At 65.7% G+C, this 17657-nt stretch carries 16 protein-coding genes and 2 pseudogenes; 10 read left to right on the plus strand and 8 right to left on the minus strand.

Annotated features, from left to right (window positions below):
- Positions 1–32 precede the first annotated feature (32 nt).
- From CIT39_RS27775 to CIT39_RS27785, 3 genes are read left to right on the plus strand one after another with little or no spacing between them, the layout of a single operon-like run.
- Entirely contained in the window at positions 33–485 is a 453-nt protein-coding gene (locus CIT39_RS27775; RefSeq protein WP_011089535.1) for a MaoC family dehydratase, read from the plus strand.
- Positions 485–1336, plus strand: coding sequence for an HpcH/HpaI aldolase/citrate lyase family protein (locus CIT39_RS27780; protein WP_162308719.1), 852 nt, complete (start codon positions 485–487; stop codon positions 1334–1336). The genes CIT39_RS27775 and CIT39_RS27780 overlap by 1 nt, the downstream gene beginning before the upstream one ends.
- A gap of 22 nt (positions 1337–1358) precedes the next feature.
- Positions 1359–2099, plus strand: coding sequence for an IclR family transcriptional regulator (locus CIT39_RS27785; protein ID WP_094977160.1), 741 nt, complete (start codon positions 1359–1361; stop codon positions 2097–2099).
- Positions 2100–2164: 65 nt separating this feature from the next.
- On the opposite strand, the pseudogene CIT39_RS27790 reads toward CIT39_RS27785, so the two are convergent.
- Positions 2165–2642: pseudogene (locus CIT39_RS27790) on the minus strand (fumarylacetoacetate hydrolase family protein).
- Positions 2643–2852: 210 nt separating this feature from the next.
- Between CIT39_RS27790 and CIT39_RS27795 the strand changes: the two are divergent.
- Genes CIT39_RS27795 through CIT39_RS27805 form a run of 3 tightly spaced genes read left to right on the plus strand, consistent with a single transcriptional unit; the run spans position 2853 to position 6619 of the window.
- On the plus strand, positions 2853–4067 hold the full coding sequence (locus CIT39_RS27795) for an ABC transporter substrate-binding protein (protein WP_094977159.1): 1215 nt from the start codon (positions 2853–2855) through the stop codon (positions 4065–4067).
- An 8-nt stretch (positions 4068–4075) separates the two neighbouring features.
- Positions 4076–5809 carry an FAD-dependent oxidoreductase gene (locus tag CIT39_RS27800; protein ID WP_094977158.1) on the plus strand — a complete coding sequence of 578 codons (1734 nt, stop codon included), beginning with the start codon at positions 4076–4078 and terminating at the stop codon, positions 5807–5809.
- A 15-nt stretch (positions 5810–5824) separates the two neighbouring features.
- Positions 5825–6619 (plus strand): IclR family transcriptional regulator, encoded by a 795-nt coding sequence (locus tag CIT39_RS27805; protein ID WP_094977157.1) that lies wholly within the window; start codon positions 5825–5827, stop codon positions 6617–6619.
- A 5-nt stretch (positions 6620–6624) separates the two neighbouring features.
- Here the strand turns inward: CIT39_RS27805 and CIT39_RS27810 are convergent, their stop codons facing one another.
- The 4 genes from CIT39_RS27810 to CIT39_RS27825 are packed head-to-tail and all read right to left on the minus strand — an operon-like array spanning position 6625 to position 11127.
- On the minus strand, positions 6625–7404 hold the full coding sequence (locus CIT39_RS27810; protein WP_094977156.1) for an SDR family NAD(P)-dependent oxidoreductase: 780 nt from the start codon (positions 7402–7404) through the stop codon (positions 6625–6627).
- Between the two features lie 39 nt (positions 7405–7443).
- Positions 7444–8187, minus strand: coding sequence for an aspartate/glutamate racemase family protein (locus tag CIT39_RS27815; protein WP_094977155.1), 744 nt, complete (start codon positions 8185–8187; stop codon positions 7444–7446).
- A gap of 9 nt (positions 8188–8196) precedes the next feature.
- Positions 8197–9462, minus strand: coding sequence for an NAD(P)/FAD-dependent oxidoreductase (locus CIT39_RS27820; RefSeq protein WP_094977154.1), 1266 nt, complete (start codon positions 9460–9462; stop codon positions 8197–8199).
- 3 nt (positions 9463–9465) lie between these two features.
- Positions 9466–11127, minus strand: a complete 1662-nt coding sequence (locus CIT39_RS27825; protein WP_094977153.1) for a thiamine pyrophosphate-binding protein — start codon at positions 11125–11127, stop codon at positions 9466–9468.
- Between the two features lie 947 nt (positions 11128–12074).
- Here CIT39_RS27825 and CIT39_RS27830 point away from each other — a divergent pair.
- Positions 12075–12764 (plus strand): aspartate/glutamate racemase family protein, encoded by a 690-nt coding sequence (locus CIT39_RS27830; protein WP_094977152.1) that lies wholly within the window; start codon positions 12075–12077, stop codon positions 12762–12764.
- A gap of 137 nt (positions 12765–12901) precedes the next feature.
- Positions 12902–13309, plus strand: coding sequence for a nuclear transport factor 2 family protein (locus CIT39_RS27835; RefSeq protein ID WP_094977151.1), 408 nt, complete (start codon positions 12902–12904; stop codon positions 13307–13309).
- A 24-nt stretch (positions 13310–13333) separates the two neighbouring features.
- On the opposite strand, the gene CIT39_RS27840 is transcribed toward CIT39_RS27835, so the two are convergent.
- Complete coding sequence (locus tag CIT39_RS27840) at positions 13334–14086, minus strand: HAD family hydrolase (RefSeq protein WP_094977827.1); 753 nt, start codon at positions 14084–14086, stop codon at positions 13334–13336.
- 142 nt (positions 14087–14228) lie between these two features.
- Here CIT39_RS27840 and CIT39_RS27845 point away from each other — a divergent pair, with 142 nt between their 5' ends.
- Complete coding sequence (locus CIT39_RS27845; protein ID WP_094977150.1) at positions 14229–15071, plus strand: SDR family oxidoreductase; 843 nt, start codon at positions 14229–14231, stop codon at positions 15069–15071.
- Positions 15072–15191: 120 nt separating this feature from the next.
- A pseudogene (locus tag CIT39_RS27850) lies at positions 15192–16303 on the plus strand (serine hydrolase domain-containing protein).
- 61 nt (positions 16304–16364) lie between these two features.
- Here CIT39_RS27850 and CIT39_RS27855 read toward each other — a convergent pair.
- Together CIT39_RS27855 and CIT39_RS27860 are read right to left on the minus strand one after the other, a co-directional pair.
- Positions 16365–17252 (minus strand): dienelactone hydrolase family protein, encoded by an 888-nt coding sequence (locus CIT39_RS27855; protein ID WP_094977149.1) that lies wholly within the window; start codon positions 17250–17252, stop codon positions 16365–16367.
- The gene (locus CIT39_RS27860; RefSeq protein WP_155526035.1) at positions 17252–17398 is read right to left on the minus strand and encodes a hypothetical protein; all 147 of its coding nucleotides are present in this window, start codon (positions 17396–17398) and stop codon (positions 17252–17254) included. The genes CIT39_RS27855 and CIT39_RS27860 overlap by 1 nt, the downstream gene beginning before the upstream one ends.
- Positions 17399–17657 lie beyond the last annotated feature (259 nt).

Here is a 17657-nt window from a genome sequence, read left to right on the forward strand (position 1 = left end):
CCAAATCGCACCAATACAGGGAGGAAACCGCGATGGCCGGACTTTATTTCGAAGATTTTTCCGTAGGCCAGGAGTTCAGGCATCCGCTGACCCGGACCGTCACCGAGATGGACAACACCATGTTCAGCCTGCTGACCCTCAATCCGCAGCCGCTGCATATCGACGCGCATTTCGCCGAAAAGACCGAGTTCGGCCAGCGCATTTTCAACAGTCTTTACACGCTCGGCATCATGATCGGCATGACGGTCTATGATACGACCATGGGCACCACCGTCGCCAATCTCGGCATGACCGACGTGACCTTTCCAAAACCGGTCTTCCATGGCGACACCTTGCGGGCGACGACGAAGGTGCTTTCGTTGAGGGAATCCAAATCGCGCCCGAAAGCGGGCATCGTCGAGTTCGAGCACCATGCCTTGAACCAGAACGACGAGATCGTCGGAAAATGCCGCCGCATGGCGATGATGCACAAGAGGCCGGTCTGATGCGTTCGATGTTGTTCGTGCCGGGCGATTCCCCGCGCAAATTCGAGAAGGCGAGCGAAGGCAAGGCCGACGCGCTGATCATCGATCTCGAGGATTCCGTCGTCACCGAGAAGAAGGAAGAGGCGCGCGGGCTGACGCTGACCATGCTGAAGGGCCGCCCCGGTCAGCACCAGCTCTATGTCCGCGTCAACGCGCTCGACACCGGCATGACACTGGCCGATCTCGCGGCGGTGATGCCCGGCAGGCCCGACGGCATCGTGCTGCCAAAATCGCAAGGCGGCGACGACGTGCGCCAGGTCGCGACCTGGCTCGAAGCCCTGGAAGCGGCGGCCGGCATCGCGATCGGCACCACCCGCATCGTCTGCGTCGCGACGGAGACGGCAAGCTCGATCTTCGGCCTCGGCAGCTATAAGAACTGCTCCCCTCGCCTCGCCGGCCTGATGTGGGGCGCGGAAGACCTGTCGGCCTCGCTCGGCGCCACCGAGAAGGCCTCGGGCGGCGTGTTCCACAGCCCCTATCGTCTCGCGCGCGATCTCTGCCTGATGGCGGCGGCCGCAGCCGAGGTTGCGCCGATCGACACCGTCTATACCGACATCGACAACCTCACAGGTCTCGAGCAGGAGACACGCGCAGCGCGGCGCGACGGCTTTTCGGCCAAGGCGCTGATCCATCCGAAGCACGTCGATGTCGTCAACGCCGCGTTCGCGCCGACGGAAGCCGAACGGACCTGGGCGGAGAAAGTGATCGCGGCGTTCGCCAGCAATCCCAATTCCGGCACGCTGCGGCTCGACGGCCAGATGATCGACAAGCCACATCTTCGCGCCGCGAAGAAGATCCTCGGCCAGCCCTAGAGAAGCAGGACGCAACGCCACCATGATCGTTCGCCAAGCCGCAAACGTCCTGGAGATCATGGAATTCTTCGCGCAAGTGAAGAAGCCGGCGACGCTTGCGGAGATCGCCGATCATTTCGGCTGGCCGCGCTCCTCGACCTTCAACCTGCTCGCGACGCTGTCGGAGAAGGGCTATCTCTATGAGCCGCGGCCACGCGCCGGCTTCTATCCGACACCGCGATGGCTCGCCATGGCGCGGATGATCTCAGAGGTCGAGCCGCTGCCGCAATGGACGCATACGCTGATCGCCGATCTCTCCGCCGAGACCGGCGAGACCGCATCGATCGTGGCGCCGGCCGGCGTGATGGCGGTGTTCATCGACGTCGTCGAATCCGCGGCCGCGATCCGCTATTTCGCCACCATCGGCCACCGCGTGCCGATCCACGCGACCGCCAGCGGTCGCGCGCTGCTGCTGCAATATTCTCAGGAAGAGCGCGACTCCGTCTATCGCAAGATCGAGTTCAGGCAATACGGCCCATCGACGCCGATCAGCATCGAGGCGGTGGAGACCGAGCTGCGCAACTCGATCGCGCGCGGCTATTGCCAGAGCTTTGCTGATTACAGCCGCGATCTCGCCGGCGCCGCGATCCCGCTGCCGATCGGCGACCGCCGGCTGTCCGTCGTCGTCGCCGGTCCGGAATTCCGGATCGGGCCGAGGGTGGCTGAGGTGGCCGCACTGATCGCCCGGACAGTCGATCGGCTGCGACCGAAAGCAGCGGCGTAACTTAGAGCTGCCCCGACTGTCCGCCCCCTCGCCCCGCTTGCGGGGAGAGGCGACGAAAGCCGCCGCTACACGATCTTGATCGACATATCCGGCAAGCCGTCGAGCTTGCAGAGCAGCACGTCCCCCTTCACCACGGGGCCGACATTTTCCGGCGCGCCCTATCGGCCGGGATGTTGGTGCCGCCTGATTTCAGCGCGGCGACCAGCTCGACCTCGTGATGATAGTTGCTGGTCAGCGACGGATAGGAATGATCGGCGATCTCGCCGGTCGCGACGTTCTGGATCGCATCGGTCGGCTTCTGGAAGAAGAACGGAGGCTCGCGGTTCGGATCCGAGCCGCGCTCGATCCCGTGCGCGGCGTAGTTGCGCCCGATGCAGTAGATGCGGCGGACCTGGAACACCTGGCTTTCGCCGACGATCGGGATCGTCACCATCGGCACCGGAAAGATCGGCCTCGGTGCAGCCTGCGCAGCGGCCGGCGCCGCTTCGCCGCGGTCATCGTGGCCGGCGCAGCGAGCACGTCACCTCGATACGTCTTCGTCATGGTTCTGTTCCCTGGCTTGGGGGACTCGTTTCCTCAGAGGCGTTCTTAGAAACAAACGGTCGGCAGGCCAATGCCGCAACGGCGTCACACGCCATCGTCGAACCAAGCCACGTCATCTCATTCGCCATTGACAAACCAGTTTGCCTATATCTAATTTACCTCCGAACCAGCCAGCCGCGCCAAGCGGCCAATAAAACAGAGGAAACAACCATGAGAGGGCATCTCGCCTGCGCCATGCTCGCGGCCATGACTTCGGCTGCCATGACCACAGCGGCGACCGCGCAAGTCTCCGACGACGCGGTGCGGATCGGCGTGTTGACGGATCTGTCGAGCTGGGGCCGCGACAACTCAGGACCTGGCTCGGTCGAGGCCGCCAAAATGGCGGTGGAGGAGTTCGGTCCGACCGTGCTCGGCAAGCCGATCGAGATCATCAGTGCCGATCACCAGATGAAGACCGACGTCGGCGTGCAGATTGTGCGCGGCTGGTTCGACAACGGCAAGGTCGACGCCGTGGTCGACATCCCCAATTCCGGTATCGCGATCGCCGTGCACAACATGGTGCGCGAACGCAACAAGATCGCGCTGCTCTCCGGTCCCGGCGCGAGCTCTCTGACCGACGAGCTGTGCAGCCCGAACACCGTGCATTTCACCTACGATACCTACGCGTTGTCCAAGGTGACGGCATCCGCCGTGATCAAGGAAGGCGGCAAGTCCTGGTACTTCATCACCGCGGACTACGCCTTTGGCCAGCAACTCGAAAAGGACGCCACGCGCTTCGTCAACGAGATGGGCGGCAAGGTGCTCGGCGGCGTCAAGCATCCGACCAATACTGCGGACTTCTCCTCCTTCGCCCTGCAGGCGCAAAGCTCGAAATCCGACGTGGTCGCCTTCGCCAATGCCGGTCAGGACACCGACAACGCGATCAAGCAGTCTGGCGAGTTTGGCCTGGTCCAGGGCGGCCAGAAACTGGTCGGCCTCCTGATGTTCGACACCGACGTGCACGCGATCGGCCTGAAGGCCGCGCAGGGCACCTACATGACGACCGCGTCGTACTGGAACATGGACGAGGCAACGCGCGCCTGGTCGAAGAAATTCTTTGAGCGTACCAAGGTGATGCCGACCATGATCCAGACCGGCGTCTACGGCTCGGTGCTGCATTATCTGAAGGCCATCAAGGCCGCTGGCACCGACGATTCCGCCAAGGTGATGGCCAAGATGCGCGAGCTGCCGATCGAGGATACATTCGTCCACGGCGGCAAGTTGCGCGAGGACGGCCGCGTCATCCGCGACATGTATCTCGCCAAGGTGAAGACGCCCGCGCAATCGAAGGAGCCCTGGGATTACCTGGAGATCGTCAAGACCGTGAAGGGCGAGGACGCCTTCCGCCCAGTCTCCGAGTCCAAATGTCCGCTCCTGAAGAAGTGAGGTGAGTGATGACCGGCAACGAGCATAGCGCAATTGAGACTTACGAGTGCGACGTGCTCGTGGCCGGATCGGGTTGTTCCGGCATGTCGGCCGCGATCACCGCGCGCCATCGCGGTCTCGACGTGCTGATCGTCGAGAAGGAGCCGCGCTTCGGCGGAACCACCGCCCGCTCCGGCGGCTGGCTGTGGATCCCCGGCACCTCGCTGGCGAAGGCTTACGGCATCGCGGAAACGCCGGAGCAGGCCCACACCTATCTGCGGCATGAGGCCGGAAACAATTACGATGCCGCGCGCGTCGATGCATTCCTCAGCGCCGGTCCCGAGGCGGTCGATTTCTTTACCAGCAAGACCGCGCTGCGATTCGACATGCCGCTGGTGTTTCCCGACTATCACGCGGAGGCGCCCGGCGGCGCGCAAGGAGGCCGCTCCATGGTGACGCGTCCGTTCGACGGCCGCGAGCTCGGCGACCTCGTCAAGACGCTGGGCATGCCGCTCCCCGAGCTCACCGTGTTCGGCATGATGTTGGGAAGCGGCAAGGAGATCATCCATTTCATGCGGGTGACGAAGTCGCTGACCTCGGCGGTCTATGTCGCCAAGCGACTGTCGCGGCACTTGATGGACGTGCTGCGCTATGGCCGCGGCATGACGTTGACCAACGGCAATGCGCTCGCCGGGCGCCTCGCGAAATCCGCGCTCGACCTGAAGATTCCGATGTGGTTGTCCTCGCCCGTGCGCGAGCTGACGGTCGAGAACGGCACCGTGACCGGCGCCATCGTGTCGCGCGAGGGACGCGACGTACGCGTCCGCGCGCGGCAGGGCGTCGTGCTGGCCTGCGGCGGCTTCCCGCATGATGTCGAACGGCGCAGAAAAATGTTTCCGCACGCGCCGACCGGCAACGAGCATTTCTCGCCCGGCCCGACCGGCAACACCGGCGACGGCCTGCGTCTGGCGGAATCCGCCGGCGGGCACGTCGAGGATCGCCTGCCGAACGCGGCGGCCTGGGTGCCGGTGTCGCTGACCACGCGCAAGGACGGCACGAAGGGCGTGATGCCGCATTTCATCGACCGCGCCAAGCCCGGCGTGATCGCGGTGATGCGTGACGGCCGGCGCTTTGCCAATGAGGGCAACTCCTATCACGACTTCGTCCAGGCCATGGTCAAGGCCGCCAAGCCCGGCGAGGAGATCGCGGCTTATCTCGTCTGCGATCACCCAACGCTGCGGAAATACGGCCTCGGCTGCGTGCCACCCTTCCCGATGCCGCTGGGTCATCACCTCAAGTCCGGCTATCTGATGCGCGGCGATACGCTGGAGGCGCTGGCGGCGAAGGCCGGTATCGATGCTAGCGCCTTCGTGGAGACCGTCAGGCAGTTCAACGCGACGGCGCCGCTGGGACACGACGCCGCCTTCGGCAAGGGCTCGAAGGCCTATAACCGCTACCAGGGCGACGCGATGCACGGCCCGAACCCCTGCGTCGCGCCGCTCGAAAACGGGCCGTTCTATGCCATCAAGATGGTGATCGGCGACCTCGGCACCTATGCCGGCATCGTCACCGACGAGAACGCGCGGGCCCTCGACGCCGAGGGCCGCGTGATTCCCGGCCTCTATGCCGCCGGCAACGACATGGCGAGCATCATGGGCGGCAATTATCCGGGTGCCGGCATCACGCTTGGGCCGGCGCTGACCTTCGGCTACATTGCCGGCCGTCATCTCGCCGACAGCGCCGCCAAGCGCGACGCGGCGTAGCGCATTCGGAGGCGCATGAAGAGAGAGAGTCGCGGCATCCAATCGATCGAGGTCGGCGGAGAACTGCTCCGGGCGCTCGCCCGCAGCGGCGAGCCGATGATGCTGCGCGATCTCGCCCGCGAGGCCGGCATGACGCCGGCCAAGGCGCATCCCTATCTCGCCAGCTTCTCCCGCATCGGCCTGATCGAGCAGGACGAGACAACCGGCCGCTACGAGATCGGCGCGCTGGCGCTGGAGCTCGGCCTGATCAGCCTGCGCCGGCTCTCCGGCGTGCGCATCGCAAGGCCGAAGATCGCCGCGCTCGCGAGTCAGATCGGACATGCGGTGTCTCTCGCCGTATGGGGCACGCACGGCCCGACCGTGGTGCAGCTCGAAGAGCCGGCCCAGCCCGTCCACATCGTCATGCGCGCGGGCTCGGTGATGGCGCTGCTCGAGACCGCAACCGGCCGGGCCTTTGCGGCCTTCCTGCCGGAAAAGACGATCAACGCCGCACTCGAGAGCGGCCTCGATCGCCACGGCGTCGGCTACAATCCCAAGCGCACCCTGAAGGGCGCCAAGCTCGCCGAGATGCTCACCGAGGTGCGCAAGCACGGCCTCGCCCGCGCACTCGGCGATCCCCTGCCGGGCGTCAACGCGTTCTCGGCGCCGGTATTCGACCATTCAGGCCATGTCGCACTGGTCATCACCGCGATGGGCCCGGAAGGCACGTTCGACGCCCGCTGGGACAGCCCGATCGCGCATGCCTTACGGGATTGCGCGGGCGGGATTTCGAAGCGGCTCGGTTACGGCATGACGATCGCGGCGGAGTGAGAGCCCTACTTGTCCTTCACCGGCACCGTGTAATTCAGAACCAATCGCCCGCCATCCGGATAGATCGTCTGCCCGGTGATGTAGGAGGCATCGTCGCTCGCCAGGAACGCGACGACCGACGCGACCTCGCTCGGTTCGCCGCCGCGGCCGGCCGGCGTGCGGGACATCACGGTCTTGCGGGCGTCCTCGGAGGTGTAGATCGACGACGCCACCATGTCGGTCAGGATCGTGCCCGGCCCGACCGCTACGACGCGGATGCCGTGCGGGGCGAGCGCGACGGCGGCGACCGAGGTGAGCTGCTTCATGCCGCCCTTGGACATCGCGTAGGTCGCCAGCGCCGGGATCGCCAGCAGCGCATTCACGGAGGACATGTTGATGATGACCCCGCCGCCGCCTTGCGCGATCATCTGCCTGGCCGCGGCCTGGACGCCGAAGAACGCGCCCTTCAAATTGATGCCGATGATCTCGTCGAATTCCTCTTCAGTGATCTCCAGAATGTCGCGATTGCGGGCGACACCGGCATTGTTCACCATGATATCGAGCCGGCCGAATTCCTTCACGGCGGTGGCGACGAGCTGGTCGACGTCGGCGCGCCTGGCGACGTTGCCGACGACGGTGCGCAAGGCATCGGGATGTCCGAGCTCGGCCGCCGTGGCAGCGAGGCCCTCGGCGTCGACGTCCGAGATCACGACCTTGACGCCGTCGTCCAAAAATCTCTTCGCGCAGGCCTTGCCGATGCCGCGCGCCGCGCCGGTGATGGCGGCAACCTTGCCGGATAATTTCATGGCTTCACTCCAGGACTTGTGACGATCTCTCGGACGCGTTCACGCAAAAACGCGCGGGCGCAAGCCCGCGTGAAACCAGGTGATCATGGAATAGATGTCGTAGACCGGCAGCCCGACCTCGGCCTGAAGCGCTGCCGCATAAGGCGGCATGTTGGTGCATTCCAGCACGATCGCTCCGACATCGGGATTTTTGGCGACAAGCTCCTTGCCGGCCTCGACCACGTCGCGCTCGGCCTGCGCGACGTCCATGTCGTCCTTCTCGGCCTTGATCAGCACGCGAAAGAACTCCTTGCCGTGCTCGGTGCCGACCAGCGGCGTGTCGAGCGGCACCCCTGCGCCTTCCAGATGGGCCGGCGTCAAGGTCGAGCCCGACACGGTCACGAGGCCGACGCGCTTGCCCGGCGGCAGGGTCGCCTGCACCCACGGCACCTGCATCAGCGACGAGGTCGCAACGGGAACGCCGACCGCGGCCGCGATCTCCTTCTGGAACAGGGAGAGAAAGCCGCAATTGGTGGTGATGGCCTCGGCCCCGAGCCGCACCAGATCCTTGGCCGCATCGATGAAGTCGGGCAGCAGACCCGCCGCGCCCTTCAGCACTACTTTCTCCGGCGATGCCCCGCTCACCACGCGATAGAGCACAGGGAATGGCCAGGTCGCGCCGTTGCCCATGTCGCCGGGAATGCGGGGGAAGCGCGCTTCCAGCATCAGGATGCCGAGCGGCGCGCCATAGATGGCCTTGCCGCCGCGGGCGATACGTAGGGGGGAATTGGCTGAAATGGTCATGCTGCGACCTCAGAGGAAACGTTCGGGCGCAAATGGCGCCAGCGGAATCTCCGGCGGCTTGCCGCTCAGGAGCTGGGCAACGAGCCGGCCGGTACGGGCCGAACCGACCAGGCCGACATGGCCGTGGCCGAAGGCATAGACGATGTCGCGCGAGGCGCGCGCATGGCCGATGCAGGGAATGCCGTCCGGCATGCTCGGCCGGTGCCCGAACCAGGTCTTGATACGCGAGGCCGGAATGTCCTTCGGCAGTTTTGGAAACATGCTGAAGAGATGATCCCGCAGGATCTCGGCGCGCTTCCAGTTCGGCGCCGCCTCCAGGCCCGCGATCTCGACGGTGCCGGCGGCGCGCAGGCCTTTGTTGGTCCAGTTCACCACCATCTTTGCATCCGACGCCATCATCGAGCTGCGCGGACCCGATTCCGGATGCTCGATCATGACGTGATAGCCGCGCTCGGTCTCGAGCGGCAGCGGATCCCCGACCGATGCGGTGAGCCGTTTTGAATGCGCGCCGGCGGCGACGACCGCGGCATCGCAAGCGATCTCGCCCGTCTCGGTGACGACGGCCACGAGCTTGTCGCCGTTCAACCTCAAGCCGGTCGCCTTGGCGCGCACGTGCTTGGCACCGCCGGCGATCGCATGATTGGCAAGCGCTGCGACATAAGCACCGGGATCGCGACAGCGTCCGGCCTCTTCCACCACCACGCCGAAGGTGTAGCGCGGATGCAGATCGGGCTCGCGCTGACGCATCTCGTCGGCGTTGAGCTCGAGCCACTCGACGCCGACCTTCTTGCGCAGGCGCCAGCCGAGATCGTTGTCGAAATTGCCGCGCGACGGAAACACATGCATGACGCCGTTGCGCTCGACAAGCTCAGGTACGCCGGCTTCCTCGGCGAGCGTCCGGTGCAGCAGCGGCGCGTCCTTCAACAGGTCGCGGAGCGCAAAGGCGGTCCTCTCGACCCGCGCCTCGGTCCAGCCCGAGAGCAGATATTTGACCAGCCAGGGTAGCGCCTTCGGCAAATACGACCAGCGGATCGCCAGCGGCCCGAGCGGGTCCATCAAATAGCCCGGCACCTTCTTCCAGATGCCAGGCTCGGCCGGCGGGATCACCGAATGCGACGACAGCCAGCCGGCATTGCCATAACTCGCTGCCTGTTCGCCGCCGGGCTCGCCAGGATCGATCAGCGTGACGCGGTGGCCCTCGCGCAGCGCCTCGATGGCGCTGATCACGCCGACCGCGCCGGCGCCGATGATGGCGACGTGGCGGCTCCCTGACATCGCCTAAGCCTTCACCGCGGGCGCAAAATCCTTGCCGACCGAGATCGCCCTGGGATCGATGATGCAGTGAAGGATCGACGGCTTTCCCGAGGTCAGCGCACGCTCGAAGGCGGGTGCGAATTCTTCGGTGCGCTCGACGCGCTCGCCATGGCCGCCGAACGCCTTCGCGTACATCGCGAAATCCGGGTTCTTGAGCTGGGTGCCGACGACGCGGCCGGGATAGTCGCGTTCCTGGTGCATCCGGATGGTGCCGTATTGCGAATTGTCGACGATGATGACGACCAGCGGCGCGTCGTATTGCACGGCGGTCGCGAATTCCTGGCCGTTCATCAGGAAGCAACCGTCACCGGCAAAGGCGACGACGGTGCGATCCGGATATTGCCGCTTTGCCAGCACCGCCGCCGGCACGCCATAGCCCATCGAGCCCGAGGTCGGCGCGAGCTGGGCAGCAAAACTGTGGAAGCGGTGATGACGATGGATCCAGCCGGCATAATTGCCGGCGCCGTTGCAGACGATCGCGTCCTTCGGCAGGCGATCGCGCAGCCACGTCATGACCTGGCCGTACTGGAACGTGCCCGGCAGCTCGCGCGCCTTCTCGGTCCAGGCGAGATAATCGGCATGCGCCTTGGCAGGCTCGCCCTTCCAGGCCACCGTCCCGGCAGGCTTGAGCGTCTCGACGGCGGCGGCGAACGCGGCGGGCGTCGCCTGGATCGCCAGCTCCGGCTGATAGACGCGGCCGATCTCTTCCGAGCCCGGATGCACATGGATCAGCTTCTGCTTCGGCGTCGGAATGTCGAACAGCGTGTAGGACGAGGATGGCATTTCCGACATGCGTCCGCCGATGAGAAGAATGACATCGGCGTTGTCGATGCGCGCCTTCAGGCCCGGGCTCGGCCCGATACCGAGATCGCCGGCATAGTGCGAATGATCGGCGTCGATCAGCGAGGCCCGGCGGAACGAGGTCGCGACCGGCAGGTCAAACCGCTCGGCAAAGCGCGCGATGCTCTTGGTCGCCTCATCCGTCCAGTGCGAGCCGCCGAGGATGACCAGCGGCGCCTTGGCGCCCGCAAGCATCGCGCCAAGCTTGTCGATATCGGCCGGCGCCGGCCAGCTCACGGCCGGCTCGATGCGCATGGCGTCGGCAACGGCGGCGGTTTCGGTCAGCATGTTCTCGGGCAGCGCGATCACCACAGGACCGGGGCGGCCCTGCATGGCGACGCGGAAGGCGCGCGCCACCAGTTCCGGAATGCGATCGGGGCGATCGATCTCGACCGTCCATTTCGTCATGGTGCCGAACACCGCCTTGTAGTCGAGCTCCTGGAACGCCTCGCGCTCGCGCATGCCGGTATCGACCTGGCCGACGAACAGGATCATCGGCGTCGAATCCTGCATCGCGATGTGGACGCCGTGGCTGGCATTGGTCGCGCCGGGGCCGCGGGTGACGAAGCAGACGCCCGGCCGCCCCGTGAGCTTGCCATAGGCTTCCGCCATCATCGCAGCACCACCCTCGGCGCGGCAGATCATGACGTCGATCGGGCTGTCATGCAGCGCATCGAGCGCGGCGAGATAGCTCTCGCCCGGCACGCAGGTGACGCGCTCGACGCCTTGGGCGACGAGCTGATCGATCAGGATCTGGCCCCCGGTGCGGGTGTTGCGGATGGTCATGTCGGCTCCCTCGGGGATCTGGCGATGCGCAGTTATTCGGGAACTGCGTAAGACAGGTCGAGAGAGCGCGCAAGGTCGAAAGGCCCTGGTAGCCTGCGCAGAGGTCATGCCCGTCGGTGCCCCTTGCACGACCGCCCATTCGCGATGATATGACGATAACGATCGAGCGCACCCCCGGCGAGATGGGCCCCGGCTCTGCGGCGCACCGCTGAAGCAGCGCTGCTGCGTCCGGGGCACGACCTCTGTTCAATAGACACACCTTCACCATCTCGCGGCTTGTTTCGCCCGAGTTTTGCTGACCTCTTCACGCCCTCTCCGAAGAAAGGGCGCAGGGAAGGCCGGGTGCCGGCTGGCACCCGCAAGACCCCCGTGCGAACACATTGCACACGCAATGCACGAGGGAGACACAGGGCAGCCGATCATCCGGCCTTCCCTGCGCGATGTTTGACGGCGTATGGCGCGCTCTCCCCGGAGACGAATTCCTGTTGTCTCCGTCACCCCGCGAATTGATGGTGCGCGTTGCCCGGTCGGGCTCGGCGCACCTCCGCAAAGGCTTGGCTGTAGCAACGACAGCCGGGACCACGCGATTTGGCCGTACGCATCAGCGCCGTTCGTCCGCACGACGCCTGGAGCTCACGGGGTTCATCCCGCCCTGCTCCCGCCTCTCGTGCACGACGCTGCCGCGTCCACCGCTCCCCGATCCGCGGCTCGTGACGACGTACGACCGCCCCTTTCGCCGGATCAGGATGGGCGACACATACGCGGAAACCGAATTTCGGTAAAGTGGAATATTTTGGCCGAGGTTGATTGACCCAGCGCTGGCGTGTATCGCCCGTCGGGCAACGCAAGGTCTTGTAGCCCGGCATGCGTGGCCCGCGTGAGGGCGCTACCGAGCCTCGCCATCTTCGTCTACGGTCCGGCCGGACCACATCGTCGAGGACACCGGAATGCAAACCATCGGCCTGATCGGGGGCATGAGCTGGGAGAGCACGGCGCTCTACTACAAGCTCATCAATGAGCGGGTCCGCGATCGCATGGGCAAGCTGCACTCTGCCCCGCTGTTGCTGTATTCCTACGATTTCGAAGCGATCAAGCAGATGCAGTATGCCGGCCACTGGAGCGAGGCGGCGGTTAGCCTGGCGGAGGTCGCGCAGCGCCTCGAAAGCGCCGGCGCACGGGCGATCGTGCTGTGCACGAACACGATGCACAAGCTGGCGCCGGATATCGTCTCCAGCGTGACCGTTCCGTTCATTCACATCGGCGATGCGACGGCGCAACGGATCCGGGCGAAGGGCTACCGGCGCGTCGGGCTGCTCGGCACCAGGTTCACGATGGAGGAGGACTTCTACATCGACCGGCTGCGCGCGCATGATCTCGACGTGCTGGTTCCTCCTACTGAGGCCCGCGCCGACGTGAACCGCATCATCTACGACGAACTCTGCCTTGGAGTTGTCGCCGATCCTTCGCGCCGCCGCTATCGGGAGGTGATGGCGGCACTGGTGGCCGCCGGCGCGGAGTGCATCATCCTCGGCTGCACCGAGATCACGATGCTGGTCGGCCCTGACGACACCTCGGTCGAGACCTTCGACACCACGGCCATTCACGCCGAGACGGCGGCCGATTTCGCGATCGGGTGATGCGGCTTCGTCCGCCTGCCCCCTGCCGGACCTCGCGGGGATCGCCGACAGAGCGGGCGATCTTGAATGCTGCACTGCGGCCAAGATCGACGGAAGTCGCGCTTGATTTTTGGCTGTCCTTGCCCCACCCGAGAGCGATGGCAAAGGACAGCAAGATCATCGCCGCCAACGCGGCCTTTTACGCCGCGTTTTCGACCGGCGATTTCGACGGCATGGAACAGATGTGGGCGGCCGACGACGCCATTTCCTGCATCCATCCCGGTTGGCCGGCCATCATCGGCCGCGCCACCGTGATCGGAAGCTGGCGCGACATCCTGCAAAACCCGGAGCGTCCCCAAATCGTCTGCGCCGAGCCGCAGGTCATCGTCGACGGCGACAGCGCCCGCGTGCTCTGCATCGAGATCGTCGACGGCACCGCTCTGGCCGCGGCGAACCATTTCCGCCGCGTCGGAGACGAGTGGCGGCTGGTGCACCACCAGTCGAGCCCGATCGCGCAGATAGTCGAGCAGGCTGAAGACGATAGAGCGAGCCACCGGGTGCACTGACCGCGGCCGACACGCCGGCGTGACCTACTGTGCATGGGGTTGTTTTTCCATTCTTGATTTGCCGGCAAGTTCCGACAAATCGTCCAGCACGCACCGCGCCGCGGAAAAATCATCATCCGCAAAGAACATGCTGCGGGTGATCACAACCGGAATGCCGGCGCGCGAGGCCGCGATCAGCCCATTGGCGGAATCCTCGATGGCGACGCAGTCGGCCGCGCCCAGCTTCAGCCGCGCCAGGGTTTCCAGATAGACGTCCGGCGCGGGTTTCTTGTGCCTGACGTCGTCACCGGCGACGATGGCGTCGAACCCTGCAGCCCAGCCCGGCCCCAGTGCCTGCGACAGCAGCGCATCGATATTGCCGTGCGAGGTCGTGGTCGCAACCGCAAGCCGCTGGCCGCGCGCCTTCGCCGCGGCGAGCAACTCGGCCACGCCGGGCCGCAACGGACAGCAGCCGGTCTCGACCAGCCCGGCATAATGCACGGTCTTGATGCGGTGAAGTTCCGCGATGTCCACGTCCGACAGAGGCGCCGCGCCTCCCAGCCGGGCGTGATAGGCGCGCATGCGCTCCTTGCCGCCGGTTATCCGCAGCAGGTCCTTGTAGAGGGCGCGGTCCCACTGCCAGTCGAGACCGTGGTGGGCGAAGGCGTGGTTGAAGGCCTGCCGATGCAGCTCCTCGGTCTCGGCCAGGGTGCCGTCGACGTCGAGGATCAGCGCGGCGGCGCGCCGGATCAGTTCATTGGCGTCCGCCGGTGCGAAAACCGGCGCCTCTGCCCGCATGATCGGTGCCTCCCTGTGACAGCCGAACATCGCCCGGGGCATGAGGCGAGACAAATCGTAATATCTTTTGCCGGACCCAAAAATCTCTTATGAGCGAAGGACGCGCAGCTTGCGCGGGAACTTTCATCTGCACGGGAGACGCATGCGGCTCTTCATCCTCGGCCTCGGCTACAGCGCCCGGCACTTCGCCCGCCAACACGGCGGCAGCTTCTCGCATATCGCCGGCACGGTGCGCGATCCCGCAAAGCGGGATGACCTCGCCGTCATCGAGGTGCACGGCTTTTCCGGCGGATCCCCCGCACGCGAGACGGTCGAGAGAGTTCGTGATGCCGACGTGCTTCTGGTGTCGATCCCGCCCGGCACCACCGGCGATCCCGCCATCGCGGCGTTCGGCGACGTGCTCGCTGGGGGCCGCCGTAGGATCGTCTATCTCTCCACCATCGGCGTCTACGGCGATCACGGCGGCGGCTGGCTCGACGAGAGCACCCCGCCGCAGTCGACGCTCGACCGCGCCCGCATGCGGGTTGCCGCCGAGCAGGCCTGGATGGACATTGGCGATACCGCGATCCTGCGGCTTGCCGGCATCTACGGCCCCGGCCGCAACGCGCTGGCGACGCTGCGGGCGGGAACGGCCCGGCGCATCATCAAGCCCGGCCAGGTCTTCAACCGCATCCATGTCGACGATATCGCGGGCGCGATCATGGCCGCCATTCAACACGGAAGCGGCGGCATCTGGAACGTCTGCGACGACGAGCCGGCGCCGCCGCAGGACGTGATCGCCTATGCGGCTGAACTGATGCGCGTTGCGCCGCCGCCGGAAGAGGATTTCGCGACGGCCGAGATGTCGGCGATGGCGCGCAGCTTCTATGCCAGCAGCGCCCGCGTTTCCAATGCGAAACTGAAGCGCGAGCTCGGCGTCGCACTCGTCCACCCGACCTATCAGCGCGGCCTCGATGCGTTGTGGCACGCAGGCGAAGCACGATAAGTTCCGGCATCTCCGACGCGTCCCAGACATACCCCGCTCGCGCTTGACTTCGCGCCGGTGCAGTCGTGATCTAGGCGTCCAGCGAGCCACTCTCACAACGAGCTCGCGCGGGAGGACATCATGAACAAGACGATCGCTGTGATCGCGGCGGCGGCTACCGTCATCACATTCGGTACGGCCAACGCCGCGCCGCTGCCCGAAGCCAAACCCGACGACGTCGGTTTCTCCAGTCAGGGCCTTGCGCGCCTCGACAATTTCTTCGCCCGCGAGATCGCCGCCAAGCGCGTCCCCGGTGCGGTCGTCGCCGTCGCGCGCGACGGCAAGCTCGTGCACTACAAGGCCTATGGCATGCTCGATCCGGACAAAGGCACGCCGATGCCGGTCGACGCGATCTTCGCGCTGGCCTCGATGACCAAGCCGATGGCGGCGGTCGCGGGCCTGACGCTGATGGAGCAGGGACGGTTGCCGCTCCAGGCCAAGCTGTCCAATTACTATCCCGGCTTTGCCGACATGAAGGTCGGCGTGACCGAGGCCAACGGTTCGCTCAAGCTGGAGCCGCAGGCCACGCCGATCTTCATCCACGATCTCTACCGGCACACCTCCGGATTGATGTATGGCGGTCGCCCGGACTCATCGAGCCCGGTGGCACGGCAATACCCTGACGGCACAGCGCCGGCGATCGAGGGCGATACCCAGGCCTTCATCGACCGCATCACCAAGCTGCCGCTGGCGCATCAGCCCTCGACCGAGTTCGAATACGGCTTTTCGATCGACGTGCTCGGCGCCGTCGTCGAGAAGGTGAGCGAGCAGAAGCTCGGCGACTATCTGGCCGCCAATGTCTGGCAGCCGCTCGGCATGAAGGACGCGACCTTCCACCCGACCGACGCGCAGCGCCCTCGTCTCGCCCGTCCGTTCGCCAAGGATCCGCTGACGGGCAAGCCGCAGGCGATCAAGCTGCTGGACACCCCGACCAAGTTCGATTGCGGCGGCGCGTGCTCGTTCGCGACGGTCGGCGACTACACCCGTTTCGGACAGATGTTGCTCAACGGCGGCGAGCTCGACGGCCAGCGCATCCTCGGTCCGAAGACTGTGCATCACATGACGACCAACCATCTCGGCCCCGAGATCAAGAACGTCTCGTGGTCGTCGTGGGGACGGCCGCGCCCGGCGAGCTCAGGAAGTATTATCGCGAGCAGGTCCAGGACATCGTCTATGGCGCGATGACGAAGTGAGACCGGCTTGACTTGAACGAGCAAGGGCGGCCGATCGGGCCGCCCTTTGTTTGTCCAGGCGTCAGCTCAGGACGCCGTACTTCTTGAACCACGCCTCGGCCTGCTTCCAGGCATCTTCCGCGGCGTCCTTGCGGTAGCTGCCGCGGTAGTCGGCATGGAAACCGTGCGGCGCCTCCGGATAGATCTTGAATTCGGCGGTCTTCTTGTTCTCCGCCAGCGCGGCCTTCATCTGCTCGACCTGTGCGACGGGAATGCCGGTATCCGCACCGCCATAGAGGCCGAGCACCGGCGCCTTCATCTCGGGCGCGAGCTGCATCGGACTCTTCGGCCAGAGCGGATTGGCGGGATCGACCAGCGTGCCGTAGAAGGCGACGCCCGCCTTGAGCGTGCCGCTGTGGGCGGCATATTCCCAGACCGTGCGGCCGCCCCGGCAGAAGCCGATGATGCCGAGCCTGGTGGCGTCGCCACCCTGCGATCCCGCCCACGCCGCCGTGGCGTCGAGATCGGACAACAGCTCGGCGTCCGGCTTGGCATTGACGACCGACAAGAGGTCCTTGATCTCCGAGATCTTGGTCAGGTCGGTGCCCTTGCGGAAATAATAGTCAGGCGCGACGGCGAACGCGCCGAGCTTGGCGAGGCGCCGCGTCACGTCCTTGATGTACTCATGCAGCCCGAAAATCTCCATCGCCACGATGATCACCGGCGCCTTGGTGTTGCCGGCGGGACGGGCGAAATAGGCGGGCATCTGTTCGGAGCCGACCTTGATCCTGGCGTCGCCGACCTGCAGGCCATTGGTGTCGGTCGCGATCGCCTCGGCGCGCACGGGCCCGGCCGCAAGCGTGTAGCCGGCGGCGACGGCCGCGGTGGCACTCATGAAACCGCGGCGCGAGACCGGGGCGATTTTCGTCAGCCCGACGACGTCCGAAGTCATGGTGGTCTCGAAGCTCATCAATCGATCCCTTCCTGCTGCGCATGGTGCCCCCCCGGGGCGACGCATTCGCCAATAATCGCCAGCGAAACGCAAATCACCAGCCTGCGAGCACGCGCGCTTTCAGCAGGGCCCTGCCGTTTCTTCAGCGGCGCGGTCTCGGCCATCAGCCCATCGCGACAAAGTCCGGCGACCGCGGCACGCAGGAGGCTACGGTGGCGGCTCATGCTGCACGTTTGACGTTGACCGGCGCTGCTTGGTCGATGCCCAACGACACTCCGACATTCCCATCGCCGATGTGCCGGACTTAACCGTCTAGCTGCACCGCATTGCAACATCCGTTAACCGAAAAAACAGCGTTCTCTCCCGGCCGGCCGCACCGCCAGGTGCTGCACGTGATGCGCATCCGTGCGCGTTCGACACGCT

It is taken from the genome of Bradyrhizobium symbiodeficiens (assembly GCF_002266465.3).
Classification (GTDB): Bacteria; Pseudomonadota; Alphaproteobacteria; order Rhizobiales; family Xanthobacteraceae; genus Bradyrhizobium; species Bradyrhizobium symbiodeficiens.

Excerpts from the sequence above, each read along its gene's own strand:
- CIT39_RS27775 (WP_011089535.1), top strand. The coding sequence starts at position 33 with ATGGCCGGACTTTATTTCGAAGATTTTTCCGTAGGCCAGGAGTTCAGG.
- CIT39_RS27780 (WP_162308719.1), top strand. The coding sequence starts at position 485 with ATGCGTTCGATGTTGTTCGTGCCGGGCGATTCCCCGCGCAAATTCGAG.
- CIT39_RS27785 (WP_094977160.1), top strand. The coding sequence starts at position 1,359 with ATGATCGTTCGCCAAGCCGCAAACGTCCTGGAGATCATGGAATTCTTC.
- CIT39_RS27795 (WP_094977159.1), top strand. The coding sequence starts at position 2,853 with ATGAGAGGGCATCTCGCCTGCGCCATGCTCGCGGCCATGACTTCGGCT.
- CIT39_RS27800 (WP_094977158.1), top strand. The coding sequence starts at position 4,076 with ATGACCGGCAACGAGCATAGCGCAATTGAGACTTACGAGTGCGACGTG.
- CIT39_RS27805 (WP_094977157.1), top strand. The coding sequence starts at position 5,825 with ATGAAGAGAGAGAGTCGCGGCATCCAATCGATCGAGGTCGGCGGAGAA.
- CIT39_RS27810 (WP_094977156.1), bottom strand. The coding sequence starts at position 7,404 with ATGAAATTATCCGGCAAGGTTGCCGCCATCACCGGCGCGGCGCGCGGC.
- CIT39_RS27815 (WP_094977155.1), bottom strand. The coding sequence starts at position 8,187 with ATGACCATTTCAGCCAATTCCCCCCTACGTATCGCCCGCGGCGGCAAG.
- CIT39_RS27820 (WP_094977154.1), bottom strand. The coding sequence starts at position 9,462 with ATGTCAGGGAGCCGCCACGTCGCCATCATCGGCGCCGGCGCGGTCGGC.
- CIT39_RS27825 (WP_094977153.1), bottom strand. The coding sequence starts at position 11,127 with ATGACCATCCGCAACACCCGCACCGGGGGCCAGATCCTGATCGATCAG.
- CIT39_RS27830 (WP_094977152.1), top strand. The coding sequence starts at position 12,075 with ATGCAAACCATCGGCCTGATCGGGGGCATGAGCTGGGAGAGCACGGCG.
- CIT39_RS27835 (WP_094977151.1), top strand. The coding sequence starts at position 12,902 with ATGGCAAAGGACAGCAAGATCATCGCCGCCAACGCGGCCTTTTACGCC.
- CIT39_RS27840 (WP_094977827.1), bottom strand. The coding sequence starts at position 14,086 with ATGCGGGCAGAGGCGCCGGTTTTCGCACCGGCGGACGCCAATGAACTG.
- CIT39_RS27845 (WP_094977150.1), top strand. The coding sequence starts at position 14,229 with ATGCGGCTCTTCATCCTCGGCCTCGGCTACAGCGCCCGGCACTTCGCC.
- CIT39_RS27855 (WP_094977149.1), bottom strand. The coding sequence starts at position 17,252 with ATGAGCTTCGAGACCACCATGACTTCGGACGTCGTCGGGCTGACGAAA.
- CIT39_RS27860 (WP_155526035.1), bottom strand. The coding sequence starts at position 17,398 with ATGGCCGAGACCGCGCCGCTGAAGAAACGGCAGGGCCCTGCTGAAAGC.